Below are 21,895 nucleotides of genomic sequence, written 5' to 3'. Positions count from 1 at the left end.
TCGAGGTAGGTCGATGTAGCACACGTCCTCGGGCACCCTAGACCTGCGCGGCGCGTACGACGAGGCCTACCCCTGGGTACGTGACCCGGGTTACACGAATTCCGAGGGTTCTCGTCCGCGCCCACCGCAGCGGCCTCTAGGATTCGGCTGGCGGCGGAGCCCCGGGTATCGTCGCTGCGGATCTTGAGAAGGAATGTTCACCTCGTGGCCACCTGGCCGAGGCTGAGCCAACCAGACGAAGCCGACCAGGAGCAAGCGACAAGATGGGCAACCACCGCGCCGAACCCGGCAAGCGCCGGGCCTCCGTCTCGGTCGACTCCACCGCTCCCTCCCAGCCGTACGTCGGCCGCCGCGTGGCGAACCGCCCGGTGGACGCCGACCCGACGACCGGCGAGATCCCCGTCGTCACCACCGGGCTGCTCGCCGACCCGGCGTTCGTGGAGCCGGTCGTCCGGCGTACCACCTCGACCGTGTCGCCGACGCCGACCGTCGAGATCCCCCTCCTGAGCAAGCACGAGCTGATGGCCGCCACCGGCGAGATCCCGACGGTGGGCAAGCGCCGCGCCGTCGCTCACGCCGGCAGCCGCAAGTCCCTGTTCAAGGGGCTCCCGTCCGCGCCGGTGCTGGTCGGCGCCGCGACCCTCGTCGTCGCGATCGGCGGTGCCGTCGGCACGGCCAACACCGGGCTGGCCAGCCAGCAGACCGCCGCGTTCGCCGCGCCCAACGCGCTGAGCGGCTCCTTCGGCTCCGGCACGCTCGGCGGCGACCGGATGCAGACCGTCAGCCGCGACTCCGACCGGCAGACCCTGCAGAGCGCCACGGGGACCGATCTGGTCAACGAGGCCGAACGGGCCTCCGCGCAGCGCAACTCGGCCCTCGGCGTGCTCGCGAAGGACGCCGAGAAGAAGGCCGCGCAGATCGCCGCCAACCGCTGGATCCTCCCGATCGACGCCGGCGTCTACCACCTGACCGCGCGGTTCGGGCAGTGCTCGGGCCTGTGGTCGTCGTGCCACACCGGCCTCGACTTCGCCTGCCCGACCGGCACCCCGATCCACGCGATCGCCGACGGCGTCATCAGCTCCGCCGCCTGGGACGGCTCCTACGGCAACAAGACCGTCGAGACCCTCGATGACGGCACCGAGATCTGGTACGCGCACCAGGTCGCCTTCAACGTCAAGCCCGGCGAGCACGTCACCCAGGGCCAGGTCATCGGGTACGTCGGCTCCACCGGCAACACCACCGGCCCGCACGTCCACATCGAGGTCCGCCCCGGTGGCGGCGACCCGGTCGACCCGGACCCGGCCTTCGTCGAGCACGGGATCAGCCCGGACGCGAACCAGTAGTCCTTCGGGGGCGTCCAGTCGCCCCTGCAGATTTCCCAAGGTATGTAGGGAAATCTGCAGTTCCCACGCCGTACAGAGCCAGGGAAGCGCAGAGATCGCTACATACCTTGGGAAATCTGCACCACCGGCGCCCGGCGTTACAGCTTCTCCACTGGCGCATACCTCAGCAGCAGGCGCTTGACGCCCTCGCTGCCGAAGTCGATCGAGGCGACGGACTTCTCTGCGGCGCCCTCCACGGCGACGACCGTGCCGAGGCCGAAGGAGTCGTGGGTGACCCGGTCCCCCGGCTCCAGGTTCGGGATGGGCCGGGACGGCTTGGCCTTCGCGGCCGCGTCGGCGCGGACCGCGGCGCTGGAGAAGTTGCGGCGGCCGGCGGCGGTGGGCGAGCCGAGTCGCTGACCGGCGTACTCCCGGTTCTCGTAGGCGTTGGTGGGGCGGGCCCAGCGCGCCTGGTCCGCCTCGGTACGCCGCCAGTCGACCAGGTCGACCGGTAGCTCGCCGAGGAACCGCGACGCGGGGTTGTGCGCGGGCGCGCCCCAGGCCGAGCGGACCACCGCGCGGGAGACGTAGAGGCGCTGACGGGCGCGGGTGATGCCGACGTACGCGAGCCGGCGCTCCTCCTCGAGCTCGGGGCGATCGCCGAGCGCGCGGGAGTGCGGGAAGACGCCGTCCTCCATGCCGGTGAGGAAGACGACGGGGAACTCCAGGCCCTTCGCGGTGTGCAGGGTCATCAGCGTGACCATGCCGGAGTCCGGTGGGGCGTCCTCGTCCCCGTCCTCGGGAGCGTCCGGGATCTGGTCGCTGTCGGCGACCAGGGCGACGCGCTCCAGGAAGTCGCTGAGGCCGGGCTCGACGAGCCCGGCGTCGACGTCGGCGGGGTCGGCCGAGGGTGCGGCGATCGGGTCCTCGGCGAACTCCCGCGCGACCGCGACGAGCTCGGCGAGGTTCTCGATCCGGCTCTCGTCCTGCGGGTCGTCGGACTCCTCGAGGCTGACCAGGTAGCCGGACTTGTCGAGCACCGACTCCAGGATCACGTCGGGTCGCTCCCCCGCCTCGACCAGCTGCATCAGCTCGGTCATCACGCGCACGAACTGCTCGATGTTCTTCTGGCTGCGGGTCGCGAGGCCCGGCGCCTGGTCGGCCCGCTGCAGTGCCTCCCAGAACGTGATCCGGTCGCGGTCGGCGAGCTGGGTGATGGCGAGGACAGCCCGGTCGCCGATGCCCCGCTTGGGGGTGTTGAGGATCCGGCGCATGCTGACCTGGTCGTCGGGGTTGACCAGCGCCCGCAGGTAGGCGAGGGCGTCGCGCACCTCGCGCCGCTCGTAGAAGCGCACGCCACCGACGACCTTGTACGGCATGCCGGTGCGCATGAAGATCTCCTCGAAGACCCGCGACTGCGCGTTGGTGCGGTAGAAGACGGCGACGTCGCCGGCCCGTAGGCCGTCGTCGCCGTCGGTCAGCTTGTCGATCTCGTTGGACACGAAGCGCGCCTCGTCGTGCTCGGTGTCGCCGACGTACCCGACGATCTTGGCGCCGTCGCCGGCGTCGGACCACAGCCGCTTCGCGCGCCGGCCCTCGTTGCGGTCGATGACCGCGTTGGCCGCGCTCAGGATCGTCTGGGTGGAGCGGTAGTTCTGCTCGAGCTTGATGGTCCGGGCGTCCGGGAAGTCCTTCTCGAAGTCGAGGATGTTGCGGATGTCGGCGCCGCGGAAGGCGTAGATGGACTGGTCGGCGTCACCGACGACCATCAGCTCCGCGGGCGGTACGGCGTCGGGGCCGTCGTGCTCCTCGAGGTCCTGGCCGCAGAGCTGGTGGATCAGGGAGTACTGCGCGTGGTTGGTGTCCTGGTACTCGTCGACGAGCAGGTGCCGGAACCGGCGCCGGTAGGTCTCGCGGATGCCGGGCTTGGTCTGGAACAGCCGGACAGTCTCCATGATGAGGTCGTCGAAGTCGAGGGCGTTGGCCTCGCGCAGCCGCCGCTGGTAGAGCTCGTAGGCCCTGGCGTAGGACTCCTCGAAGCCGTTGCGGGCGTCCTTGCGCACCTCGTCGACGTCACGCAGCTCGTTCTTGTAGCTGCTGATCTGGTGCAGCACGGGACCGGGCTGGAACTTGCGCGGGTCGAGCTCGAGGTCGCTGCAGACCAGGGCGATCAGCCGCTTCTGGTCCTGGGTGTCGTAGATCGAGAAGTTCGACCTCAGCCGCTCGTAGCCGAGGTGCTCGGCCTCCTTGCGCAGGATCCGGACGCAGGCGGAGTGGAAGGTCGAGACCCACATGATCTTGGCCCGGTTGCCCACCAGCTCGGCGACCCGCTCCTTCATCTCGGCCGCGGCCTTGTTGGTGAAGGTGATGGCCAGGATGCTGCCCGGGTGCGCCTTGCGCTCCTGGATCAGCCACGCGATCCGGCGGGTGAGGACGCGGGTCTTGCCGGAGCCTGCCCCGGCCACCACGAGCAGGGGGACGCCGGCGTGGGTGACCGCCTCGCGCTGCGGCTCGTTGAGGCCCGCGAGCAGCTCGTCGGCGGTCGGGCCGCGCCTCGTCGTACGCGCCTCCTCCGCGGCCGGCGCGGCGGTGAGGAGGTGCTCGAACCCGGGCAGCTGCGGCGATTCACTCATGCTGGGACCAGCCTACGGCGGACCACCCCCACCCCTCAGCGCCCGGTGGCCGTGAAGTGCTCGTAGTCCTTGAGCGAGTGCCAGTCCCCGCCCCACGACCAGCCGATCGCGGCGAAGGCGCGGACGGCCACGGAGCCGGGCTCGACCATGCCGGGGCGGACCCAGCCGCGGTCGAGGTACGCCGACGCCAGCTCGGGCAGCACGACGTCGCCGCGCTGGTACGGGTTGTCGAACGGGTCCAGGTCGATCGCCAGGCCGTAGGCGTGGGCGGACCAGACCGACAGCCCGCGGGACGCGCGGCAGACCATCGAGGCGGTGTTGTTGCCGTCGCCGGTCGGGTGGGCGGTGAGGTCGGCCGTCGTCGGCAGCCGCATCTCCTCGATGGGGAAGCCGGCGGCGTACAGGGCACGGAAGACGCCTACCACGCCACGAGCGACCCGCGCGTTGACGACCATCTCGCCGGTGTGGGCCCGTCCGTCGAAGCCGCGGAACGTCATCGTCAGGTAGCGCAGACCGGACAGCGGCACCGGGCACGCGGGCGTCCAGGTCTCCCCCATCCGTTGCCGGATCGCGGGCGTGATCGCGCCGATCGTGGCGTGGTAGCGACCGTCGGTGGGCGCCGGCAGCACGTCCACCGTCGGGTAGCGCCGGTCGCGCAGCGAGCGCGGGGTCGGCCGGACCACGCCGTACCCGTCGGGGCGCAGGGGCAGCGGGTGGGCGCCCCGCACCCAGGTCGAGTACGCCGGCCCGGCGGTCGCGGCCTTCGGGCGGGCCGCCACCTTCGGGCGGGCCGGGCGATGGTGCGGTCGCGAGACCGGAGCCGGCGTCGGCGTACCCCACACCCGGCGAGCACCAGCACCAGGCCCCCCAGCAGGAGCCGCCTCACAGCAGCTTGCGGTCCGACGCCCAGCGCGCGAGCTCGTGCCGCGACGACAGCTGCAGCTTGCGCAGCACCGAGGACATGTGGGTCTCGACGGTCTTGATGGAGATGAACAGCTCGCCGGCGACCTCGCGGTAGGAGTAGCCGCGGGCGATGAGCCGCATGACCTCCCGCTCGCGCTCGGTGAGCCGGTCGAGGTCCTCGTCGACCGCGGCCAGGTCGGGCGCGACGCCCGAGCCCGCGAACGCGTCGAGGACGAAGCCGGCCAGCCGCGGCGAGAAGACGGCGTCGCCGTCGGCGACCCGCGCGATCGCGTCGATCAGCTCGGGGCCGGTGATGGTCTTGGTGACGTAGCCGCGCGCACCGCCGCGGATCGTGCCGATCACGTCCTCGGCCGCGTCGGACACCGAGAGCGCGAGGAAGCGCGGCCCGTCCAGCCCGACCTTCCGCATCACCTCGACGCCACCGCCGCCGGGCAGGTGCACGTCCAGCAGCACGACGGCGGGAGACGAGGAGCCGATCACGGACACCGCCTCGTCGACGTCGGCGGCCTCCCCGACCACCTCGACGCGCCCCGCGCCTCCGGCCAGCTCGGCCGCCACGCCGCGCCGGAACATCGCGTGGTCGTCGACCACGACGACCCGGATCCCAGTCATCGCTCCCCCTCGTCACCCGAGAGCCGCAGCCGGACCTCGGTCCCTTCACCTGGCGTCGACCGCACCTCGCCGGTGCCGCCGTGCCGTTCCATCCGGTCCACGATGCTGCCACGCACGCCGCGCCGGTCGTCGGCGACCGCCCCGAGGTCGAAGCCGACCCCGCGGTCGCGCACGAACACCTCGGCCGATCCCGCGGCCAGCTCGGCGAAGACGTCGACCCGGCCGACGCCGGCGTGCTTCGCGGCGTTGGTCACCGCCTCGCGGGCCGCCTGCACGATCGCGCGCACCCACTCCTCCATCGGTACGTCGCCGACGGCGACCACGTCGACGTGCACGCCGTACGCGTCCTCGATCTCACCGGCCATCGCGCGCAGCGCTCCGGCGACCGTCGTGTCCGACACGTTCTCGGCCTCGAACAGCCAGGACCGCAGGTCGCGCTCCTGGGCGCGGGCCAGCCGGGCTGCGTCGCCCGGGTTCTTCTGGATCAGCGCCAGCGTCTGCAGGACCGAGTCGTGCAGGTGGGCCGCGACGTCGGCGCGCTCCTGGGTGCGGACCCGCTCGGACCGCTCGTCGGCGAGCTCGATCGCGAGCCGGCGGGCCCACGGTCCGACCACCAGAGCGAGCCCGCCGAGCCCGAGCAGCAGCGCGATGCTCACGTCGCGGATCACCGCCACCGAGCCGCCCCGCAGCACGAGCATCACCACGCCCGACGACAGCAGCAGGGCGAGGCCGGCGCCGAGCCGGGCCCACGACGCCCAGCCGCCGTCGCCCACCACGATCCGGACCAGGTCGACCCGGCCGGAGGCGTCGAGCCAACGCTCGCGCTGCGCCTCGTCGGCCTGCCGCCACAGCAGCGCGACGCCGACGAGGCCGATCGCAAGCGGCCACAGGAACCACCCCGAGCCGAAGAACGCCTGCGCCACGAAGATGGCGCCGATCGCCAGCGCACCGAGCACCACGACAGGCCCCACGTCGCCGAGCCGCTCGAGCCGTCCCGGACGGCGGCCGCCCCGACGGGCGCTCGCCAGGCCGGGAGCCTCGTCGTCGGGGCGGCGCCCGGGGAGCAGGAGCCAGCAGGCGGCGTACAGGGCGAGACCGGCACCGCCGAAGACGGTCGCGACGACGAAGAAGACCCGCACCCAGAGGACGGGTACGGCGAGGTGCGCGGCGATCCCGGACGCGACACCACCGGCGACCTGACCGTCCAGGTCGCGATAGGCGCGGCGTACGCCCTCGGGCGGGTGGGTCGTCGTCATGATGGATCCATCGTCACACAGCGCGAACCCCGCGGGCAGCGGGAAGGACCCTGACCCGACCCTGAGTCGGCACCCCGAGCACCGGGCCAGGATCAGGGCTCTCCCCGATAGCCTCCGAGCCCCACCAGACCCGAGGGTTGAGGCATGACCACTCCACCGAACGGCAGCACCACCGAGGAACCGCAGACCGCGGGCCCTCGGGTGACCGGCGAGCAGATGCGCGACCTCACCCGGTTGCGCCGCAGCTCCTCCGACCGCAAGATCGCGGGCGTCGCAGGCGGCATCGCCCGGCACTTCGACGTCGACCCGCTCCTCGTCCGCATCCTGCTCGTGGTGATGGTCTTCTTCGGCGGCGGCGGGCTGCTGTTCTACGTCGCGTGCTGGCTGCTCGTCCCCGAGGACACCTCCGACCGGGCCACCATCCCGCTCGACGACCGCAGCCGCGGCATCGCGCTGTGGATCGTCGCGGGCTGCTCCGCGCTCGCCGCGATCGGCAACTCGGTCGGTCAGTGGCACTTCCCGTGGCCGCTGGCGGTGATCGCCCTGGTCGTCCTCGGCATCGTGTCCCACTCGGGCAACCGCCGGTGGTCGTCGCCGCCTCCGCCGCAGACGTACGCCGCTCCGCCGGCCGAGCCCTCCGAGAGCGGTACGACGCCGCCACCCCCGCCCCCGTCGTACGCCGGCTACGGCGGCGCGCCCGGCTACGGCGGCGCCACCGGCTACGGCGGCGCGCCCGGCTACGGCGGCCCCGCGGCCTACGCCGACTACGTCACCCCGGTCCGACGTGACCCCCGCCGCCGCGGCCCGATCCTGTTCGGCTTCACGCTCGCGCTGGCCGCGCTCGGCATCGGCACGCTGATCACCCTGCAGCTCGCGGGAGCGGACGTCCCGCACTCGGCGTACCCCGCGGTGGTGGCCGGTGCGTGCGGCCTGATGCTGGTCGTCAGCGCATGGTTCGGCCGGGGTGGCGGCCTGATCCCGATCGGGCTGATCGCCCTGCTCGCGATGCTCGCGAGCTCGGTGGTCGGCGACTGGCACGGCGGGCGGATCGTCGACCGGCCGACGACCGCGGCGGCGGTCGACAGCAGCTACCGGCTCGGCGTCGGCGAGCTGCGGCTCGACCTCACCGACGTCCGCGACCTGCAGGGCCTGGACGGACGGACCATCGACCTCCAGGGCCGGGTCGGCCACCTCGTCGTGGTCGTCCCCTCCACCGGTCTGGACGTCACCACGAACGCCACCATCGACGGTGGGGGCGAGACCGTCCTGTTCGGCGCGCAGCACGACGGCACCAGCAGCGCCACGCACGACGGCGGCAACGGCGTACCCCGGGTCACGATCGATGCGGACCTGGTCTTCGGACAGATCGAGGTCAGGACGGAGGAGGCACGATGAGCGAGAACAGCGAGAACAGCGAGAACAGGGTCGACCCCACGGGCGAGCCGACCAAGGTCATCGAGACCACCGAGCCGGCCGAGCCGACCCCGCCGAGCCCGCCGACGCAGGCGGCCGCCCACGACACCCCCTGGCACCCGGTCCACATCCCGCACCTGGTGATGGGGCTGGCGTTCCTCGGGCTGGTGACGGTGTGGGCGCTCGTCGTACCGCTCAACGCGGTCGAGCTGCCCCACGCCCGCTGGCTGCTCCCCCTGCCGTGGCTGGTGGCGGGCGCAGCGGGCCTGGTGGCGACGGTCCTCAGCGGCCGGCGGCGCCGGATCAGTGGGACAGGCCGGTGACCCGGATGCCCGCGTGCACCTTGTACTTGCGGTTGATCGAGATGAGCACGGCGGTGAACGGCTCGAGCTGACGAGCCAGCCGCAGCTTGCCGCCGTCGATACCGGCCCGACCGGTCACGGCGGCGGCGAGCTCCATCGCCACCTCCTTGGCCTCGACGACGTCACCGACCACGATGACGTCCTCGTCGAGGAACTCCTCGTCGCCCCACAGGCCGACGGCGGAGACGTTGTGGAAGGCGCCCACCACGGTCGCCTCGGGGGCCAGCTCCTGGGCCGACTCGGCGGCCGATCCCTCGCCGCCGTTGATGACCTTGCCGTGGGCGCCGCGCTTGTCGAAGGCGAGCGGGTTCACGCACGAGATCACGGTCTTGCCGGCCAGGTCGAGGGACGCGACGAGCTCGTCGTGACCGTCGTAGGGGACGGCGAGGAGGACGACGTCGGCCGCCGCGACGGCCCCCGCGTTGTCGGCTCCCGTCACGGTGCCGGCGCCGGCGACGCCGGCGAGCTTCTCGGTGACCTCGGCCGCGACGGCCTCGCCCTTCTCGGCGGCGCGCGAGCCGAGGACCACGTCGTGACCGCCCCTCGCGAATCGGTAGCCCAAGCCCTTGCCCTGCGGCCCGGTGCCGCCGATGACCGCTACGCGGTAACCCATGTGTGCCTCCTCAGCATCGCTCTTGCTCAGATCGTACGGGTCCAAACGGTCTGCTGTCCCGTTGCGATCGTGACAGTAATACTGTCACGATGGGCCCATGAAGCTCTCCATGCCCCTGGTGTACGCCGGAAACCCCCGCGAGTCGGCCGACCAGGTCGTCGCCCTGGAGAAGGCCGGACTCGACACGATCTGGGTCGCCGAGCCGTACGGCTTCGATGCTCCCACCCTGATGGGGTACCTCGCCGCCAAGACCGAGACCGTCGAGATCGGCGCCGGCATCCTCAACATCTACTCCCGTACGCCGGGTGCGCTCCTGCAGACCGCCGCGGGCCTCGACAACGTCTCCGGCGGCCGTGCCATCCTCGGCCTCGGCGCCTCGGGCCCGCAGGTGATCGAGGGCTTCCACGGCCTGCCCTACGACCGGCCGCTGACGCGCACCCGCGAGCTGATCGAGGTGCTGCGCGCCGGCCTGCGCGGCGAGCGCCTCGACTTCCAGGGAAAGACCATCCAGGTCCCCCTCCCCGCCGGCGAGGGCCTCGGCCTCGGCAAGCCGCTGAAGCTGCTCAACCGGCCCGAGCGCGCCGACCTGCCGATCTGGGTCGCGGCGCTGGGCGACAAGAACGTCGCGATGACCGCCGAGGTCGCCGACGGCTGGCTGCCGTTCCTCTACTACCCGGAGAAGGCCGACGGCGTGTGGGGCGAGGCGCTCGCCCGCGGCGCCGCGAAGCGTTCGGCCGACCTCAGGCCGCTGGAGATCTGCGCGGGCGGGATGGTCGCCATCGGCGAGGGCCCGGAGACCAAGGCGCTGCTCGACTTCATGCGTCCGATCTACGCCCTGTACGTCGGCGGCATGGGTGCGCGCGACAAGAACTTCTACAACCAGCTCGCCTGCGAGTACGGCTTCGAGAAGGAGGCCAAGGAGATCCAGGACCTCTACCTGTCGGGGAAGAAGCAGGAGGCCGAGGCCGCCGTACCGCTGGAGTGGCTGGAGGCCGGCAACCTGGTCGGCCCGGCGTCGTACGTCAAGGAGCGGATCGCCGCCTTCGAGGAGTCCGGCGTCACGAACCTGTCGGTCTCCCCCGCCTCCGACGACCCGGCCGCGACGATCGCCCAGGTCAAGGAGTGGGTCTCGTGAGCTGAATTTCTCGGCTGATGTCGCAAACACCCCGGTTCGGACGTCGTAGGAGTACCGACCCGGGGTGTTGCGCATCTCAGGGTCGGCCTCGGGGTCAATCCCGAGGCCAATGTCCCCGCCGAGTGGAAGAGTCACCACCATGCATCGTCAGATCGCCGGAAAGCTCACCGGCCCCGTCACGAAGTGGGTCGTCCTGTTGGTCGGCCTCGTGGTCGCGTTCGGACTGTCGTCGTTCGCCGCGAAGCTGGCGGACGTCCAGGACAACCAGGCGTCGTCCTGGCTCCCCGCCAGCGCCGAGTCCACGAAGGCCCTGGACAAGCTGGACAAGTTCCAGGATCCCTATGCGGCCGGCACCACGCTGGCCTACTACCGCGCGAGCGGCCTGACGAAGGCCGACTTCGCCACCATCGAGAAGCAGGCCAAGGAGATCGCCGGCATCGCCGGCGTCAGCGACGTCATCAGCCCGGCGACCGCGAGGTCGGCGCACCTGCCACCGGCCGTGTCGACCGACGGACAGGTCGCCGTCACCAACTTCACCGTCAACTACGGCGACCAGCTGTGGAAGAAGCTGCCGGACCTGAAGAAGCAGGTCGACGCGCTCGCGGTCCTGCCGGGCGGCAGCACGTACCTCACCGGCATGGGCGGGTCCAGCGCGGACGCCTCGACCGTCTTCAGCTCGCTCGACGGCGTGCTGATCCTCGGCACGCTGGGCGTCGTCGTGCTGATCCTGCTGTTCACCTACCGCAGCCCGGTGCTGTGGCTGCTCCCGATCGTCACCGCCGCGCTGGGGCTCGGCGCCTCGATGGGCCTGCTCTACCTGCTCGCCAAGTACGCCGGTCTGACCGTCAACGGGCAGACCCAGTTCATCGTGACCGTGCTCGCGATCGGGGCCGGCACGGACTACGCGTTGCTGCTGATCGCCCGCTACCGCGAGGAGCTCAGACGACACGAGGACCGGCACGAGGCGATGGCCTTCGCGCTGCACCGTGCGGCGCCGGCGATCCTCGCCTCCGCCGCGACGGTGGCGGCCGGCATGCTCTGCCTGCTCTTCGCCCAGCTCAACTCCACGGCGGGCATGGGCCCGGCCAACGCGGTGGCCATCGGCGTCACGTTCGTGGTGATGGTGACTTTGCTCCCCGCCCTGCTGGTGATCTTCGGGCGCTGGGTGTTCTGGCCGTTCATCCCCCGCTTCGGCTCGGAGGAGACGACGGCCAACGGCGTGTGGGCCAAGGTGGGACGCGGCATCGCGCCGCGACCCCGCATCGTCTGGATCGGCACCGCGGTGGCGCTCGGCGTGCTGGCGCTGGGCTTCCTGCGCCTCGACACCTCCGGGGTGCCGACCGACCAGCAGTACACCAAGACGATGGACTCGGTCACTGGTCAGGCGCTGCTCATCGACCACAAGATGGTCGACTCCAGCAACCCGCTGCAGGTGGTCGCGCCGGCCGCGGGCGCCTCGGCCGTGGTGACGGCCCTGGCCGGCGTGCACGGACTCGGCCCCGCCACGATCGCCGGGCCGCCGAAGGACGGCACCGCCCTGGTCGTCGCCCCGATCGACGCCGACCCGTACTCCGAGGCGGCCTTCCAGACCGTGCGGGACGCCCGAGCGGCGGCGCACGCCGCCGATCCGGGGTCGCTGGTGACCGGCACGTCGGCGGTCACGCTGGACATGAAGACCGCCTCGGCGCGCGACGACAAGGTGATCATCCCGATCGTGCTGCTCGCGGTACTGCTGATCCTGATCGGCCTGCTCCGCGCGCTCGTCGCTCCGGTGCTGCTGATCGCGACCGTCGTGCTGTCGTTCGGCTCGGCGCTGGGTCTGTCCAGCCTGGTCTTCGAGGCCTTCTTCAACCGCGACCACGCCGACCCCGGCTACCCGCTGTTCGCGTTCGTGTTCCTGGTCGCACTGGGTGTGGACTACAACATCTTCCTGATGACCCGGGTCCGCGAGGAGACGATCAACCACGGCACCCGGAGGGGCTCGCTCATCGCGTTGTCCTCCACCGGTGGCGTGATCACGGCAGCGGGGCTCGTCCTGGCCGCGACCTTCGCGATCCTGGCGACGATGCCGATGACGTTCACGCTCGAGCTCGGCACCACGATCGCCCTGGGCGTCCTGCTCGACACCTGGATCGTCCGCTCGGTCCTGGTCACCGCGATCAACCTCGATGCGGGCGACCGGATCTGGTGGCCGAGCACGCTGGCGGACCGGTCGTCGGCGGCCGTTCCGGCAGGCGCAGCGGCAGCGGCTGATCCGGCCTGATCTGATCTAGCATCAGGGCCGTGTCCGGGTCACAGCCGCCTCAGCCTCCCCTCCCGCCCGACGGGCCGATCTGGCCCGGGGCGGGAGGGCGACCGCTGCCGCCACCGACGCCGCCGACCCCGCCGACCGCGGCGCGGCCCGAGTGGCGGCCGATGGGCCCGCCGCCGGCCGGCCCCCCGACCGGGCCGCCTCCGATGGGGCCGCCTCCCGGGATGGGCTACCCACCCGTCCCGCCCCCGCGACGGGGGCCGTGGGGCTTGATCATCGGCGGCACCACCGCCCTGCTGCTGGTGATCGCCCTCGGCATCGGCGGCTGGGCCTTCGGCACCGGCCGCCTCGGCTTCGGTCCGCTGAGCGCGAAGGACAAGGCGGCAGCGCGGGCGATCGCCGACGGCGTCCAGGGCCCGTCCTGGGCCGACGCCGACCAGCGCGCCTGCGCCGCCACGAAGCTGCTTCACCAGCGTCGGTCGAAGGCACTGGCCGCCAGCGGGCTGATCACGCGCGGCGGAGCCGGCTGGAGGTTCACCGGTTCCTGGCAGGCCGCCGACGCGCAGACGTACGCCGACGGCCTCCTCTCCTGCTCCGCGGACTGGGAGAAGCAGGTCGGCGACCAGTGGAAGCTCAGCGACACCGGCTGCCTGGACGAGGTCGGCCGCTCCCAGGTCGCCGCGGTCCTCGTGACAGCCGAGCTGAAGGTCGACGCCGCCGATGCCCGCGCGGCCCACGACAGCGCATCGGCCGCCCTCGACCAGTGCTACGGCACCGGGGTGGCGAAGCCGACCGGCACCGCGGCTCCGGCGTACCGGGCGGTGCGGTTCAGCTTCGACCTACCGACGGCCGCGAACGCGCGGACCTCGCTGACCGTCGAGGGGCCTGATGGCGAGGACACCGTCAACGGCACGACCTACCTCGCCGACGCCCAGGAGGGCGGCGCGCGGGTCTGCATCAAGGCCACGCTGACGGCGACGTACGGTTGGGGCTCGACGGTGACGAGCACGACGCGGACCTGCGGACACGCGAAGCCGAAGCGTCTGTGGTGGTCGAGGCTGCCGCACTGCTCGGAGTACGCCGGGTGCGTGAACTGGGCCCTCTACGTCGCCGGGTACCGCACCGGCTTCCAACGGCTCGAGCTCAACGGCAACGGCGGACCCGGCGACTGCCCGCTGGTGAGCGGCAACTGCGACCACGACGTGCTCATCGGCAGCGACGGGCGCGCGCTGGGCGACCCCTACCTGCTGAAGGTGACCACCGGGCCCGGCAAGCGCAGCGACCTGGTCGCCCACCTCGGAGGCCTGACCGCCCGGCTGCCCGGGTGACCGCCCTACGGTAGAACGTGTTCTCGTTTCAGGGAGCGGGCGATACCCTCGGGGGCGATGAGTGAGCCGACCCCCCAGCAGATCCGCCGCGCGCTCGCCCGGGCCGAGCGCGGTGCCGCGCTCGACGTCGCGGAGGCGACCGCGCTGCTCGCGGCGACCGGTGAGGACCTCGACCGGCTGACCGCGGCCGCGGCGCTGGTCCGCGACGCAGGCCTCGCGGCCGCGGGCCGGCCGGGCGTCGTGACCTACTCCCCCAAGGTGTTCATCCCGGTCACCAGGCTGTGCCGGGACCGCTGTCACTACTGCACCTTCGTCGAGACGCCGGGCCAAGCCGCGCGTGAGGGGCGGGCGCCGTACCTGTCGCCCGACGAGATCCTCGCCATCGCCGCCGAGGGCGCGAAGCTCGGGTGCCTCGAGGCGCTGTTCACGCTCGGCGACCGGCCCGAGGACCGCTGGCCCGAGGCGCAGGCCTGGCTCGACGAGCAGGGCTACGACTCCACGCTGGCGTACGTGCGGGCCATGGCGATCCGGGTGCTGGAGGAGACCGGGCTGCTGCCCCACCTCAACCCCGGCGTGATGTCGTGGGAGGAGCTGAACCGGCTCAAGCCGGTCGCCCCGTCGATGGGGATGATGCTCGAGACGACATCGCGGCGGCTGTACGAGACCAAGGGCCTGGCCCACTTCGGCTCGCCCGACAAGGACCCCGAGGTCCGGCTCCGGGTGCTCGAGGACGCCGGCCGGCACTCGATCCCGTTCACGACCGGGCTGCTGGTCGGCATCGGCGAGACCCTCGAGGAGCGGGCCGAGACGATCTTCGCGCTGCGCGCGAACCTCAAGGCGTACGGCGCCGTGCAGGAGGTCATCGTCCAGAACTTCCGCGCCAAGCCCGACACCGCGATGCGGCACGTGGACGACCTCGACCTGGCCGACTACCGGGCGGCCATCGCGGTCACCCGACTGGTGCTCGGCCCGAAGGCGCGGATCCAGGCACCCCCGAACCTCGTGGACTCCTCCATCGGCTCTGCCGAGTGCCGCCAGCTGTTGGAGGCGGGCGTGGACGACTGGGGCGGTGTCTCACCGCTGACCCCGGACCACGTCAACCCCGAGCGCCCCTGGCCCTCCCTGGACCGGCTCCGCGCGATCACCGCCGAGTGCGGCTTCGAGCTCAAGGCGCGGCTGACCGTCCACCCGGAGTACGTCCTCGGCGCGCTCGAGCGCGGCGAGGCCTGGCTGGACCCCCGCATCACCGGCCACGTGGCCGCGCTCGCCGGGCCGGACGGGCTGGCGATCCCCGGCGTACGCCCGACCGGGCTGCCGTGGCAGGAGCCCGACGGCGGCTTCGAGTCGGCCGGACGCACCGACCTGCACACCTCGGTCGACACCGAGGGACGGTCGGCCGACCGGCGTACCGACTTCGGCTCGGTCTACGGCGACTGGGCCAGCGTCGGCGAAGCCGCGGCCCGGACCGGCGCCCCGGCCGTCCTCCACGCCGAGGGAGGCGACGCCCTGCGCGCGGCGGAGGCCGACCCCGGCAACCTCTCCGACGAGCACGCCCTGACCCTGATGACCGCTTCAGGCGCGCTGCTGCGCGAGGTGACCCGGCTGGCCGACGGCCTCCGCAGGGAGACGGTCGGCGACGACGTGACGTACGTGGTCAACCGGAACATCAACTTCACCAACGTCTGCTATGTGGGCTGCCGGTTCTGCGCGTTCGCGCAGCGGCGCACCGACGCCGACGCCTACTCGCTGTCGTACGACGAGGTCGCCGACCGGGCCCAGGAGGCATGGGACCTCGGCGCGACCGAGGTCTGCATGCAGGGCGGCATCGACCCCCAGCTCCCCGCGTCGGCGTACTTCGACATCGCCGCCGCCGTGAAGCAGCGCGTGCCCGACATGCACGTGCACGCCTTCTCCCCGATGGAAGTCGTCAACGGCACCGCCCGCACCGGCCTGTCGATCGAGGACTTCCTGATCAAGGCCCGCGAGGCCGGCCTCGGCTCGCTGCCCGGCACCGCCGCCGAGATCCTCGACGACGAGGTCCGCTGGGTGCTCACCAAGGGCAAGCTCCCCGCCTCCACCTGGATCGAGATCGTCTCCACCGCGCACCGGATCGGCCTGCCGACCACGTCCACGATGATGTACGGCCACGTCGACAACCCGCGGCACTGGGTCGGCCACCTGGGCGTCCTCAAGCGGGTCCAGGACACCGCCCGCGAGAACGGCTCGAGCGGGTTCACCGAGTTCGTCCCGCTGCCGTTCGTGCACACCTCCGCGCCGATCTACCTGGCCGGTGTCGCCCGCCCCGGCCCGACGCTGCGCGACAACCTCGCGGTGCACGCGATGGCCCGGATCATGCTCCACGGCCGCATCGACAACATCCAGACCAGCTGGGTCAAGCTCGGCGTCGACGGCACCCGCGCCATGCTCAACGCCGGCGCCAACGACCTCGGCGGCACGCTGATGGAGGAGACCATCTCCCGGATGGCCGGCTCCGAGCACGGCTCGGCCAAGACCGTCGCCGAGCTCGCCGAGATCGGCGCGGGGATCAACCGGCCCGTGCGGGAGCGGACGACCCTGTACGGCGTTCCCACCAGGCCTTGAACCTGCGCCACCCGCGGCGGACCAGGCGCATCAGCAGGTAGAGCACAGCCAGCCCGGTCACGAGCAGCACCGCGGCGATGACCGCGGCGACCACCGGGTGGGCGAGCGCGAAGGACATCACGGCGAGGACGAGCCCGTCCTCGCCCACCGACAGGCCGATGTTCGTGAACGGCTCGGGCAGGGTGTTCACGGCGAGCCGGGTGCCCGCCTTGGTGACATGGGCCCCGAGGGCGCCGCCACCGCCGACCAGTCCCCCGACGACCTCGTCGAGCGACTGGTGGGAGTCCCCCGCGAGCATCACCCCGAGCACGGCACCGACCACCGGTCGGATCACCGTCGAGACCGCGTCCCAGGCGGAGTCGACGTACGGGATCTTGTCGGCGACGAACTCGAAGACGTACATGAACGCAGCGATCCCCAGGACGGGCCAGCTGCCGAGCACGTCGGGGATCCGGTCGAGGTGCTCGACCCGGTCCGCGATGCCCAGCACCAGCACCACCAGGTAGCTGTTGATGCCGCTGGCCCATCCCGAGGTGAAGCTGAGCGCGAGTGTCTCCACCCGCGCAGGCTAGCCCGTCGCCGGCCCGTCAGGCCTTCCGCGCGCGCCGCCTCGAGATCGCGTCGACGCCGGCCGCCAGCAGGAGCACGACACCGGTGATGACCTGCTGCCACTGGGTGTTCGGGTTCTGCTGGAGCAGGATCCCGTTCGGGATGATCGTGATGACCAGCGCGCCGATCACGGCGTCGCGGGGGCGACCCCGGCCGCCGAACAGCGACGTACCACCGATGACCGCGGCCGCCACGGAGAACAGCAGCACGTTGCTGCCGCCGAGGTCCTGGGAGGCAGAGGACTGGGTCGAGGCCAGCAGGATGCCACCGAAGGCGCCGAACGCGGAGCAGATCGCGAAGGCGGTCACGCGCATGTGCACCACGTCGATGCCGGCGCGACGAGCCGCCTCGGCGTTGCCGCCCGTGGCGTAGAGGTGGCGGCCCCAGGTCGTCTTGGTGAGCACGATCGTGCACAGGATCATCAGCACGACCACGATCGCCGCCGGCGTCGGGATGCCCTCGATGACGAACCCGCGCGGGTTGCGGTTGGTGCTGAAGAACCAGGTGACGAGCAGGCCGAGCACGGCGAGCGCACCGCAGCGCACCAGCACCAGGTCCATCCCGTCGCGGGTCAGCCCGGCCGCCTTCGCCCGCAGCGAGGCGAACACCGAGTACGCGGTGTAGGCCGCGGCGATGACGATCGTGAACACCCAGCTCCACAGCACCGGCAGGTTGCCGTAGGTGAGGTTGTGCCAGAACTGGTAGTTGGAGGTGTTCACCGGCTGGTTCTTCAGCGCGAACTGGATGATGCCCTGCCAGGCGAGGAACAGCGCCAGGGTCACGATGAAGCTGGGGATGCCGACCTTGGCCACCAGGAAGCCGTTGAAGACACCGATCGCGCAGCCGATGCAGACCGCGGCCACCAGGGCGAGCCCGAGGTGCTGGGTCAGGTTGGTGATGACCAGGACGAAGCCGACCGCCGAGACCACGGCCGCGGTCCAGGCCTTGAGCCACGCCGCGAGGGCCACCGCGATCACGAGCCCGACGACGAGCGCCCAGTAGAGCGCGGTCGGCAGCGAGTGGTGCAGGTTGCCGTTGAAGACCCCGACCGCGGCGAAGGTAGCGCAGGCGCCGCCCGCCGTACCGGCCGACAGGTCGATCTCGCCGAGCAGCAGCACGAAGACGAGGCCCAGCGCGATGACGGCGATGTACGCGCCCTGGCCGGGGATGTTGCCGATGTTGGCGCGCGAGAGGAAGCGGTCGCTGAGCTGGGCGAAGATGACACCGAGGACCAGGATGCCGAGCAGCGACGGCAGCGCGCCGGGCTCGCCGGAGCGGAGCTTGACCGTCCAGTCCCGCACGGCTGCGCCGATCGAGCGCTCCTCGACGTCGAGGGAGAACTCGCTGGCTCGCTCGGCGCCGCTCTCGGGCGCGGTCACGGAGGTGTTCGCGGACATCGAGGCTCCTCAGATGCTCTGGTTGGCGGTCGCGGGCGCGAGACCGATGTCCCCGCTGCGTCCGGCGGTGATCAGCTCCACGATCTGGGTGGTGCTGGTGTCGGCCTTCTTGACCTCGGCGGCGACCCGGCCCAGGTAGAGGGCGACGACGCGGTCGGCGACCTCCATGACGTCGTTCATGTTGTGCGAGATCAGCACGACGCCGAGTCCCTGGTCGGCGAGACGGCGTACCAGGTCGAGCACCTGGCGGGTCTGGGCCACGCCGAGTGCCGCGGTCGGCTCGTCGAGGAAGACGACCTTGCTGTTCCACAGCACGGCCTTCGCGATGGCGACGGTCTGCCGCTGGCCACCGGACAGGTTCGCGACGAGCTGCCGGACCGAGGAGACGGTGCGGACCGAGAGGCTGGCGAGCGTCTCCCGCGCCTTCTTCTCCATCTCTCCGTCGGAGAGGAACGCCCGGCGGCTGGTGATCTCCCGGCCGAGGAACATGTTCTGGGTGATGTCGAGGTTGTCGGCGAGAGCCAGGTCCTGGTAGACGAACTCCACGCCGAGGTTCGTGGCCGCCTTCGGATCGGCGATCGTGACCGGCTGCCCCTCGAAGCGGAGCTCTCCGCTGTCGATCTGGTTGATGCCCGCGAAGCACTTCACCAGGGTGGACTTGCCGGCACCGTTGTCACCGACGAGCGCCGTGACCTCACCGGGGTAGACGGCGAAGTCGACGTCGTGGAGGACGTGGACGGCGCCGAAGCTCATGTTGAGCCCCCGCGCCTCCAGGATCGGTTCGGTCACGGTCATCCCCGTTTCGTTGTGGACCACTGCTGATGTCTCTGCTGACGGTGCGGGCCGGCGGCCGGATCACGTCCGACCGCCGGCCCGGGTTCCGCGTCAGCTCACTTGATCCCGAGCTTGTCGCAGGCGGGCTGGATGCCCTGGCAGATCTCCGACGCCTTGAGGGCGCCGGCCTTGACCACGTCGTCGACGTTGGCCTGGGTGATGACCTGCGCGGGCAGCAGCAGCGCCTGCACGTCGTGCGAGGCCGCCTGCGGGTCGTCGAACTTCGACAGCGTCAGTCCGGCCGAGCTCGGGTCCTTGCCCTGGATGAGGGCGATCGCGAGCTGGGCGGCCGCCTGGGCCTCGAGCTTGACGTTCTTGAAGATCGTCATGGACTGCAGGCCGTTGACGATGTTCTGCAGACCCTCGACACCCGAGTCCTGACCGGTGACGACGACCTTGCCGGCGAGACCCTGGTTCTTCAGGACACCGATGACGGCGTTGGCGATGTCGTCGTTGGCCGCGAGCACGCCGTCGACGTTGTTGCCGGCAGCGGTCATCGCCTGCTGGAACGCGGGCGCGGCGTTGGAGACGGTCCACCCCTTGACGGTCTGCTCGTTGACGATCTTGGCGCCGCTGTTGTCGAGCACCTCGTGAGCGCCCTTCGCGAACAGCACGGCGTTGTTGTCGACGTCAGTGCCGCCGTCCATCATGATGATGTTCGGGTTGTCGACGCCTTGGGCCTTGAGGCAGTCGAGCATGGTCTGCGCCTGCAGCTTGCCGACATCCTCGTTGTCGAAGGACACGTAGTACGGCGCGGTGCCGCCGAGGTTGATCCGGTCGTAGTCGATGACCTTCACGCCGGCCTTGTCGGCCGCGGCCTCGACACCGGCACCCGACGCGGCGTCGATCGAGTCGATGATGAGCACCTTGGCCCCGTCGCCGATCATGTTCTGCGCGATCGCGGCGAAGCGGGCCTTGTCGCCCTGCGCGTTCTGGACGTCCGCAGTGATGCCCGCCGCCGTCAGCGCCTGGGTCAGCAGCGGCTTGTCGTAGAGCTCGTAGCGCGTCGAGGACGTGGTGTCGGGCAGGATCACGCCGACCTTCCCGAACGCCTTGCCCAGGTCGAGGCCGGCCGCGGGCGCCTTCGCACCGCTCGTGGGCGGGGTCGCGAGCGAGCACGCGGCGGTGATGTTGGCGGACCCCGAGTCCGAGCCGTTGTTGCTGCTGCCGCAGGCGGCGAGCCCGGCGGTGCCCGCCAGGAGTGCGGCCGCAGCGAAGGTCGTGCGGCGGAAGTGGATGGACATGTTCCTCCTCGGCGAGGCGTGGGGGCTCGGAGGGACCGAGCGTCGTTGCGAGTCCGAGTGTCGTGCGTCACAGCATTAATGGTCAAGAGGTGAACACAAACTGTGATCGTTTTTCTTTTTCAGGCCGTTAATGAACAACCCTTGACCATTTGTCAGTACGGCGGGCAAGGTGCTCCCCATGAGCGACGCGGCCGAGCAACCGACGGGATCCGCCGCCGCGCTGCGCATCGCCAACGAGCAGCGGGTGCTGGACGTGCTGCGCCAGACGCTGCCCGAGAACGGCGGGCGGACGGTGCACACCCAGGCCCAGCTCGCCCGAGCGACGGGGCTGGCCCGTGCCACGATCTCCAACATCGTCCGCGACCTGGCCGCCCAGGGGCTGGTCGAGGCCGAGGCGGGCGCCGGGCGCCGCGGCTCGGCGGTGCGGCTGTCCAGCAGCGTGGGCGTGGTGGTCGGCGTGGACTTCGGCCACAGCCACCTGTCGGTGGCGGTCGGCGACCTCACCGGCGCCGTCCTCGCCGAGGAGCGGCACACCCTCGAGGTCCAGCTGCCGCCCGCCGAGGCGCTGGCCCGAGCGCGGGAGGTCGCCGACCGGCTGATCCCGGCCGGCGCGACGCTGCGCACCGTGGGGCTCGGCCTGCCCGCCCCCGTCATCCACGACACGATCGGCACCCCCGCGATCTTCCCGGGGTGGGACGGGACCGATGCACGCGCGCTGGCGGCCGAGGTGTTCGGCGTACCCGTCAAGGTGGACAACGACGCGAACCTCGGTGTGCTGGCCGAGCACCGGGTCGGGGTGGCCCACGGCAGCCACAACGTGGTGTTCGTGAAGATCTCCTCCGGCGTGGGCGCCGGGCTGATCTTCGACGACCGGGTCTTCCGCGGCGCCCAGGGCACCGCCGGCGAGATCGGCCACCTCACCCTCGACGAGCACGGGCCGCTGTGCCGGTGCGGCAGCCGGGGGTGCGTCGAGGCCTACACCTCGACCTCGGTGATCGTGCAGATGCTCGCCGACCAGCTCCCGGACGCCGACTTCGACGCGGTCGTGGCGGCCGCGCAGGGCGGGAACGTGTCGGCTCGGCGCGCCTTCGAGGACGCCGGGCTGCACCTCGGCTGGGCCGTCGCGACCATCGTGAACCTGATCAACCCCGAGGTCGTCGTGATCGGCGGCGAGCTGGTCAAGGCCGGCGAGGTGCTCCTCGAGCCGGCCCGGGTGGGGCTGCGTCGGCACGCCCTCGACTCGGCCACCGCCACACCAGTGCGGGCCAGCGAGCTGGGCGAGCGGGCAAGCCTGGTCGGCGCGGTGCTGCTGGCCGCCGAGAGCACCGACCTGCGGGTGCCCGCCTGAGGCCTGGTCCCTT

17 protein-coding genes are annotated in these 21,895 nt (G+C 71.6%); 8 read left to right on the top strand and 9 right to left on the bottom strand.

All coding sequences use genetic code 11. The features are described from left to right. Nucleotides 1-263: 263 nt before the first annotated feature. Nucleotides 264-1,343 (top strand): M23 family metallopeptidase, encoded by a 1,080-nt coding sequence (locus ACYVAQ_RS00605; protein WP_460786471.1) that lies wholly within the window; start codon nt 264-266, stop codon nt 1,341-1,343. Between the two features lie 137 nt (nt 1,344-1,480). Here ACYVAQ_RS00605 and pcrA read toward each other — a convergent pair whose 3' ends face one another. The 4 genes from pcrA to ACYVAQ_RS00585 are packed head-to-tail and all read right to left on the bottom strand — an operon-like array spanning nt 1,481 to nt 6,747. Further along, entirely contained in the window at nt 1,481-3,955 is a 2,475-nt protein-coding gene (gene pcrA, locus ACYVAQ_RS00600) for a DNA helicase PcrA (protein ID WP_460786470.1), read from the bottom strand. A gap of 35 nt (nt 3,956-3,990) precedes the next feature. Then, entirely contained in the window at nt 3,991-4,797 is an 807-nt protein-coding gene (locus ACYVAQ_RS00595) for a M15 family metallopeptidase (protein ID WP_460786469.1), read from the bottom strand. A gap of 40 nt (nt 4,798-4,837) precedes the next feature. After that, on the bottom strand, nt 4,838-5,491 hold the full coding sequence (locus ACYVAQ_RS00590) for a LuxR C-terminal-related transcriptional regulator (protein ID WP_460786468.1): 654 nt from the start codon (nt 5,489-5,491) through the stop codon (nt 4,838-4,840). Then, the gene (locus ACYVAQ_RS00585) at nt 5,488-6,747 is read right to left on the bottom strand and encodes an ATP-binding protein (protein WP_460786467.1); all 1,260 of its coding nucleotides are present in this window, start codon (nt 6,745-6,747) and stop codon (nt 5,488-5,490) included. Before ACYVAQ_RS00585 ends, ACYVAQ_RS00590 begins: the two co-directional genes overlap by 4 nt. A gap of 144 nt (nt 6,748-6,891) precedes the next feature. Between ACYVAQ_RS00585 and ACYVAQ_RS00580 the strand changes: the two genes are divergently transcribed. Together ACYVAQ_RS00580 and ACYVAQ_RS00575 are read left to right on the top strand one after the other, a co-directional pair. Then, the gene (locus ACYVAQ_RS00580; protein WP_460786466.1) at nt 6,892-8,142 is read left to right on the top strand and encodes a PspC domain-containing protein; all 1,251 of its coding nucleotides are present in this window, start codon (nt 6,892-6,894) and stop codon (nt 8,140-8,142) included. Beyond that, nucleotides 8,139-8,483 carry a hypothetical protein gene (locus ACYVAQ_RS00575; protein ID WP_460786465.1) on the top strand — a complete coding sequence of 115 codons (345 nt, stop codon included), beginning with the start codon at nt 8,139-8,141 and terminating at the stop codon, nt 8,481-8,483. Before ACYVAQ_RS00580 ends, ACYVAQ_RS00575 begins: the two co-directional genes overlap by 4 nt. Here the strand turns inward: ACYVAQ_RS00575 and npdG are convergent. Then, nucleotides 8,464-9,135, bottom strand: coding sequence for an NADPH-dependent F420 reductase (npdG, locus tag ACYVAQ_RS00570; protein WP_460786464.1), 672 nt, complete (start codon nt 9,133-9,135; stop codon nt 8,464-8,466). The two genes, ACYVAQ_RS00575 and npdG, sit on opposite strands and share 20 nt — an antisense overlap. A 97-nt stretch (nt 9,136-9,232) precedes the next feature. Between npdG and ACYVAQ_RS00565 the strand changes: the two genes are divergently transcribed. From ACYVAQ_RS00565 to ACYVAQ_RS00550, 4 genes are all read left to right on the top strand, one after another. Beyond that, nucleotides 9,233-10,270, top strand: coding sequence for an LLM class F420-dependent oxidoreductase (locus tag ACYVAQ_RS00565; protein ID WP_460786463.1), 1,038 nt, complete (start codon nt 9,233-9,235; stop codon nt 10,268-10,270). 139 nt (nt 10,271-10,409) lie between these two features. After that, nucleotides 10,410-12,533, top strand: coding sequence for an MMPL family transporter (locus ACYVAQ_RS00560; RefSeq protein WP_460786462.1), 2,124 nt, complete (start codon nt 10,410-10,412; stop codon nt 12,531-12,533). Nucleotides 12,534-12,745: 212 nt separating this feature from the next. Beyond that, on the top strand, nt 12,746-13,849 hold the full coding sequence (locus ACYVAQ_RS00555) for a hypothetical protein (RefSeq protein WP_460786461.1): 1,104 nt from the start codon (nt 12,746-12,748) through the stop codon (nt 13,847-13,849). A 57-nt stretch (nt 13,850-13,906) separates the two neighbouring features. Next, nucleotides 13,907-16,450, top strand: coding sequence for a bifunctional FO biosynthesis protein CofGH (locus ACYVAQ_RS00550; protein WP_460786459.1), 2,544 nt, complete (start codon nt 13,907-13,909; stop codon nt 16,448-16,450). Here the strand turns inward: ACYVAQ_RS00550 and ACYVAQ_RS00545 are convergent. The 4 genes from ACYVAQ_RS00545 to ACYVAQ_RS00530 form a co-directional block, all read right to left on the bottom strand. Beyond that, complete coding sequence (locus ACYVAQ_RS00545; protein WP_460786458.1) at nt 16,395-17,009, bottom strand: DUF4126 domain-containing protein; 615 nt, start codon at nt 17,007-17,009, stop codon at nt 16,395-16,397. The genes ACYVAQ_RS00550 and ACYVAQ_RS00545 overlap by 56 nt on opposite strands. Before the next feature lie 28 nt (nt 17,010-17,037). Then, complete coding sequence (locus ACYVAQ_RS00540; RefSeq protein ID WP_460786457.1) at nt 17,038-18,456, bottom strand: sugar ABC transporter permease; 1,419 nt, start codon at nt 18,454-18,456, stop codon at nt 17,038-17,040. Between the two features lie 9 nt (nt 18,457-18,465). Continuing rightward, nucleotides 18,466-19,251, bottom strand: coding sequence for an ATP-binding cassette domain-containing protein (locus ACYVAQ_RS00535; RefSeq protein WP_460786456.1), 786 nt, complete (start codon nt 19,249-19,251; stop codon nt 18,466-18,468). 95 nt (nt 19,252-19,346) lie between these two features. Further along, a complete protein-coding gene (locus ACYVAQ_RS00530; protein WP_460786455.1) occupies nt 19,347-20,534 on the bottom strand; it encodes a sugar ABC transporter substrate-binding protein in 1,188 nt (395 codons plus the stop codon). Between the two features lie 178 nt (nt 20,535-20,712). Between ACYVAQ_RS00530 and ACYVAQ_RS00525 the strand changes: the two genes are divergently transcribed. Beyond that, complete coding sequence (locus ACYVAQ_RS00525) at nt 20,713-21,882, top strand: ROK family transcriptional regulator (RefSeq protein WP_460786454.1); 1,170 nt, start codon at nt 20,713-20,715, stop codon at nt 21,880-21,882. Nucleotides 21,883-21,895 lie beyond the last annotated feature (13 nt).

The sequence above is a fragment of the Nocardioides maradonensis genome (assembly GCF_054777115.1).
Note: the sequence above shows the minus strand (reverse complement) of the source record. Positions and strands in the feature narration are given on the sequence as shown.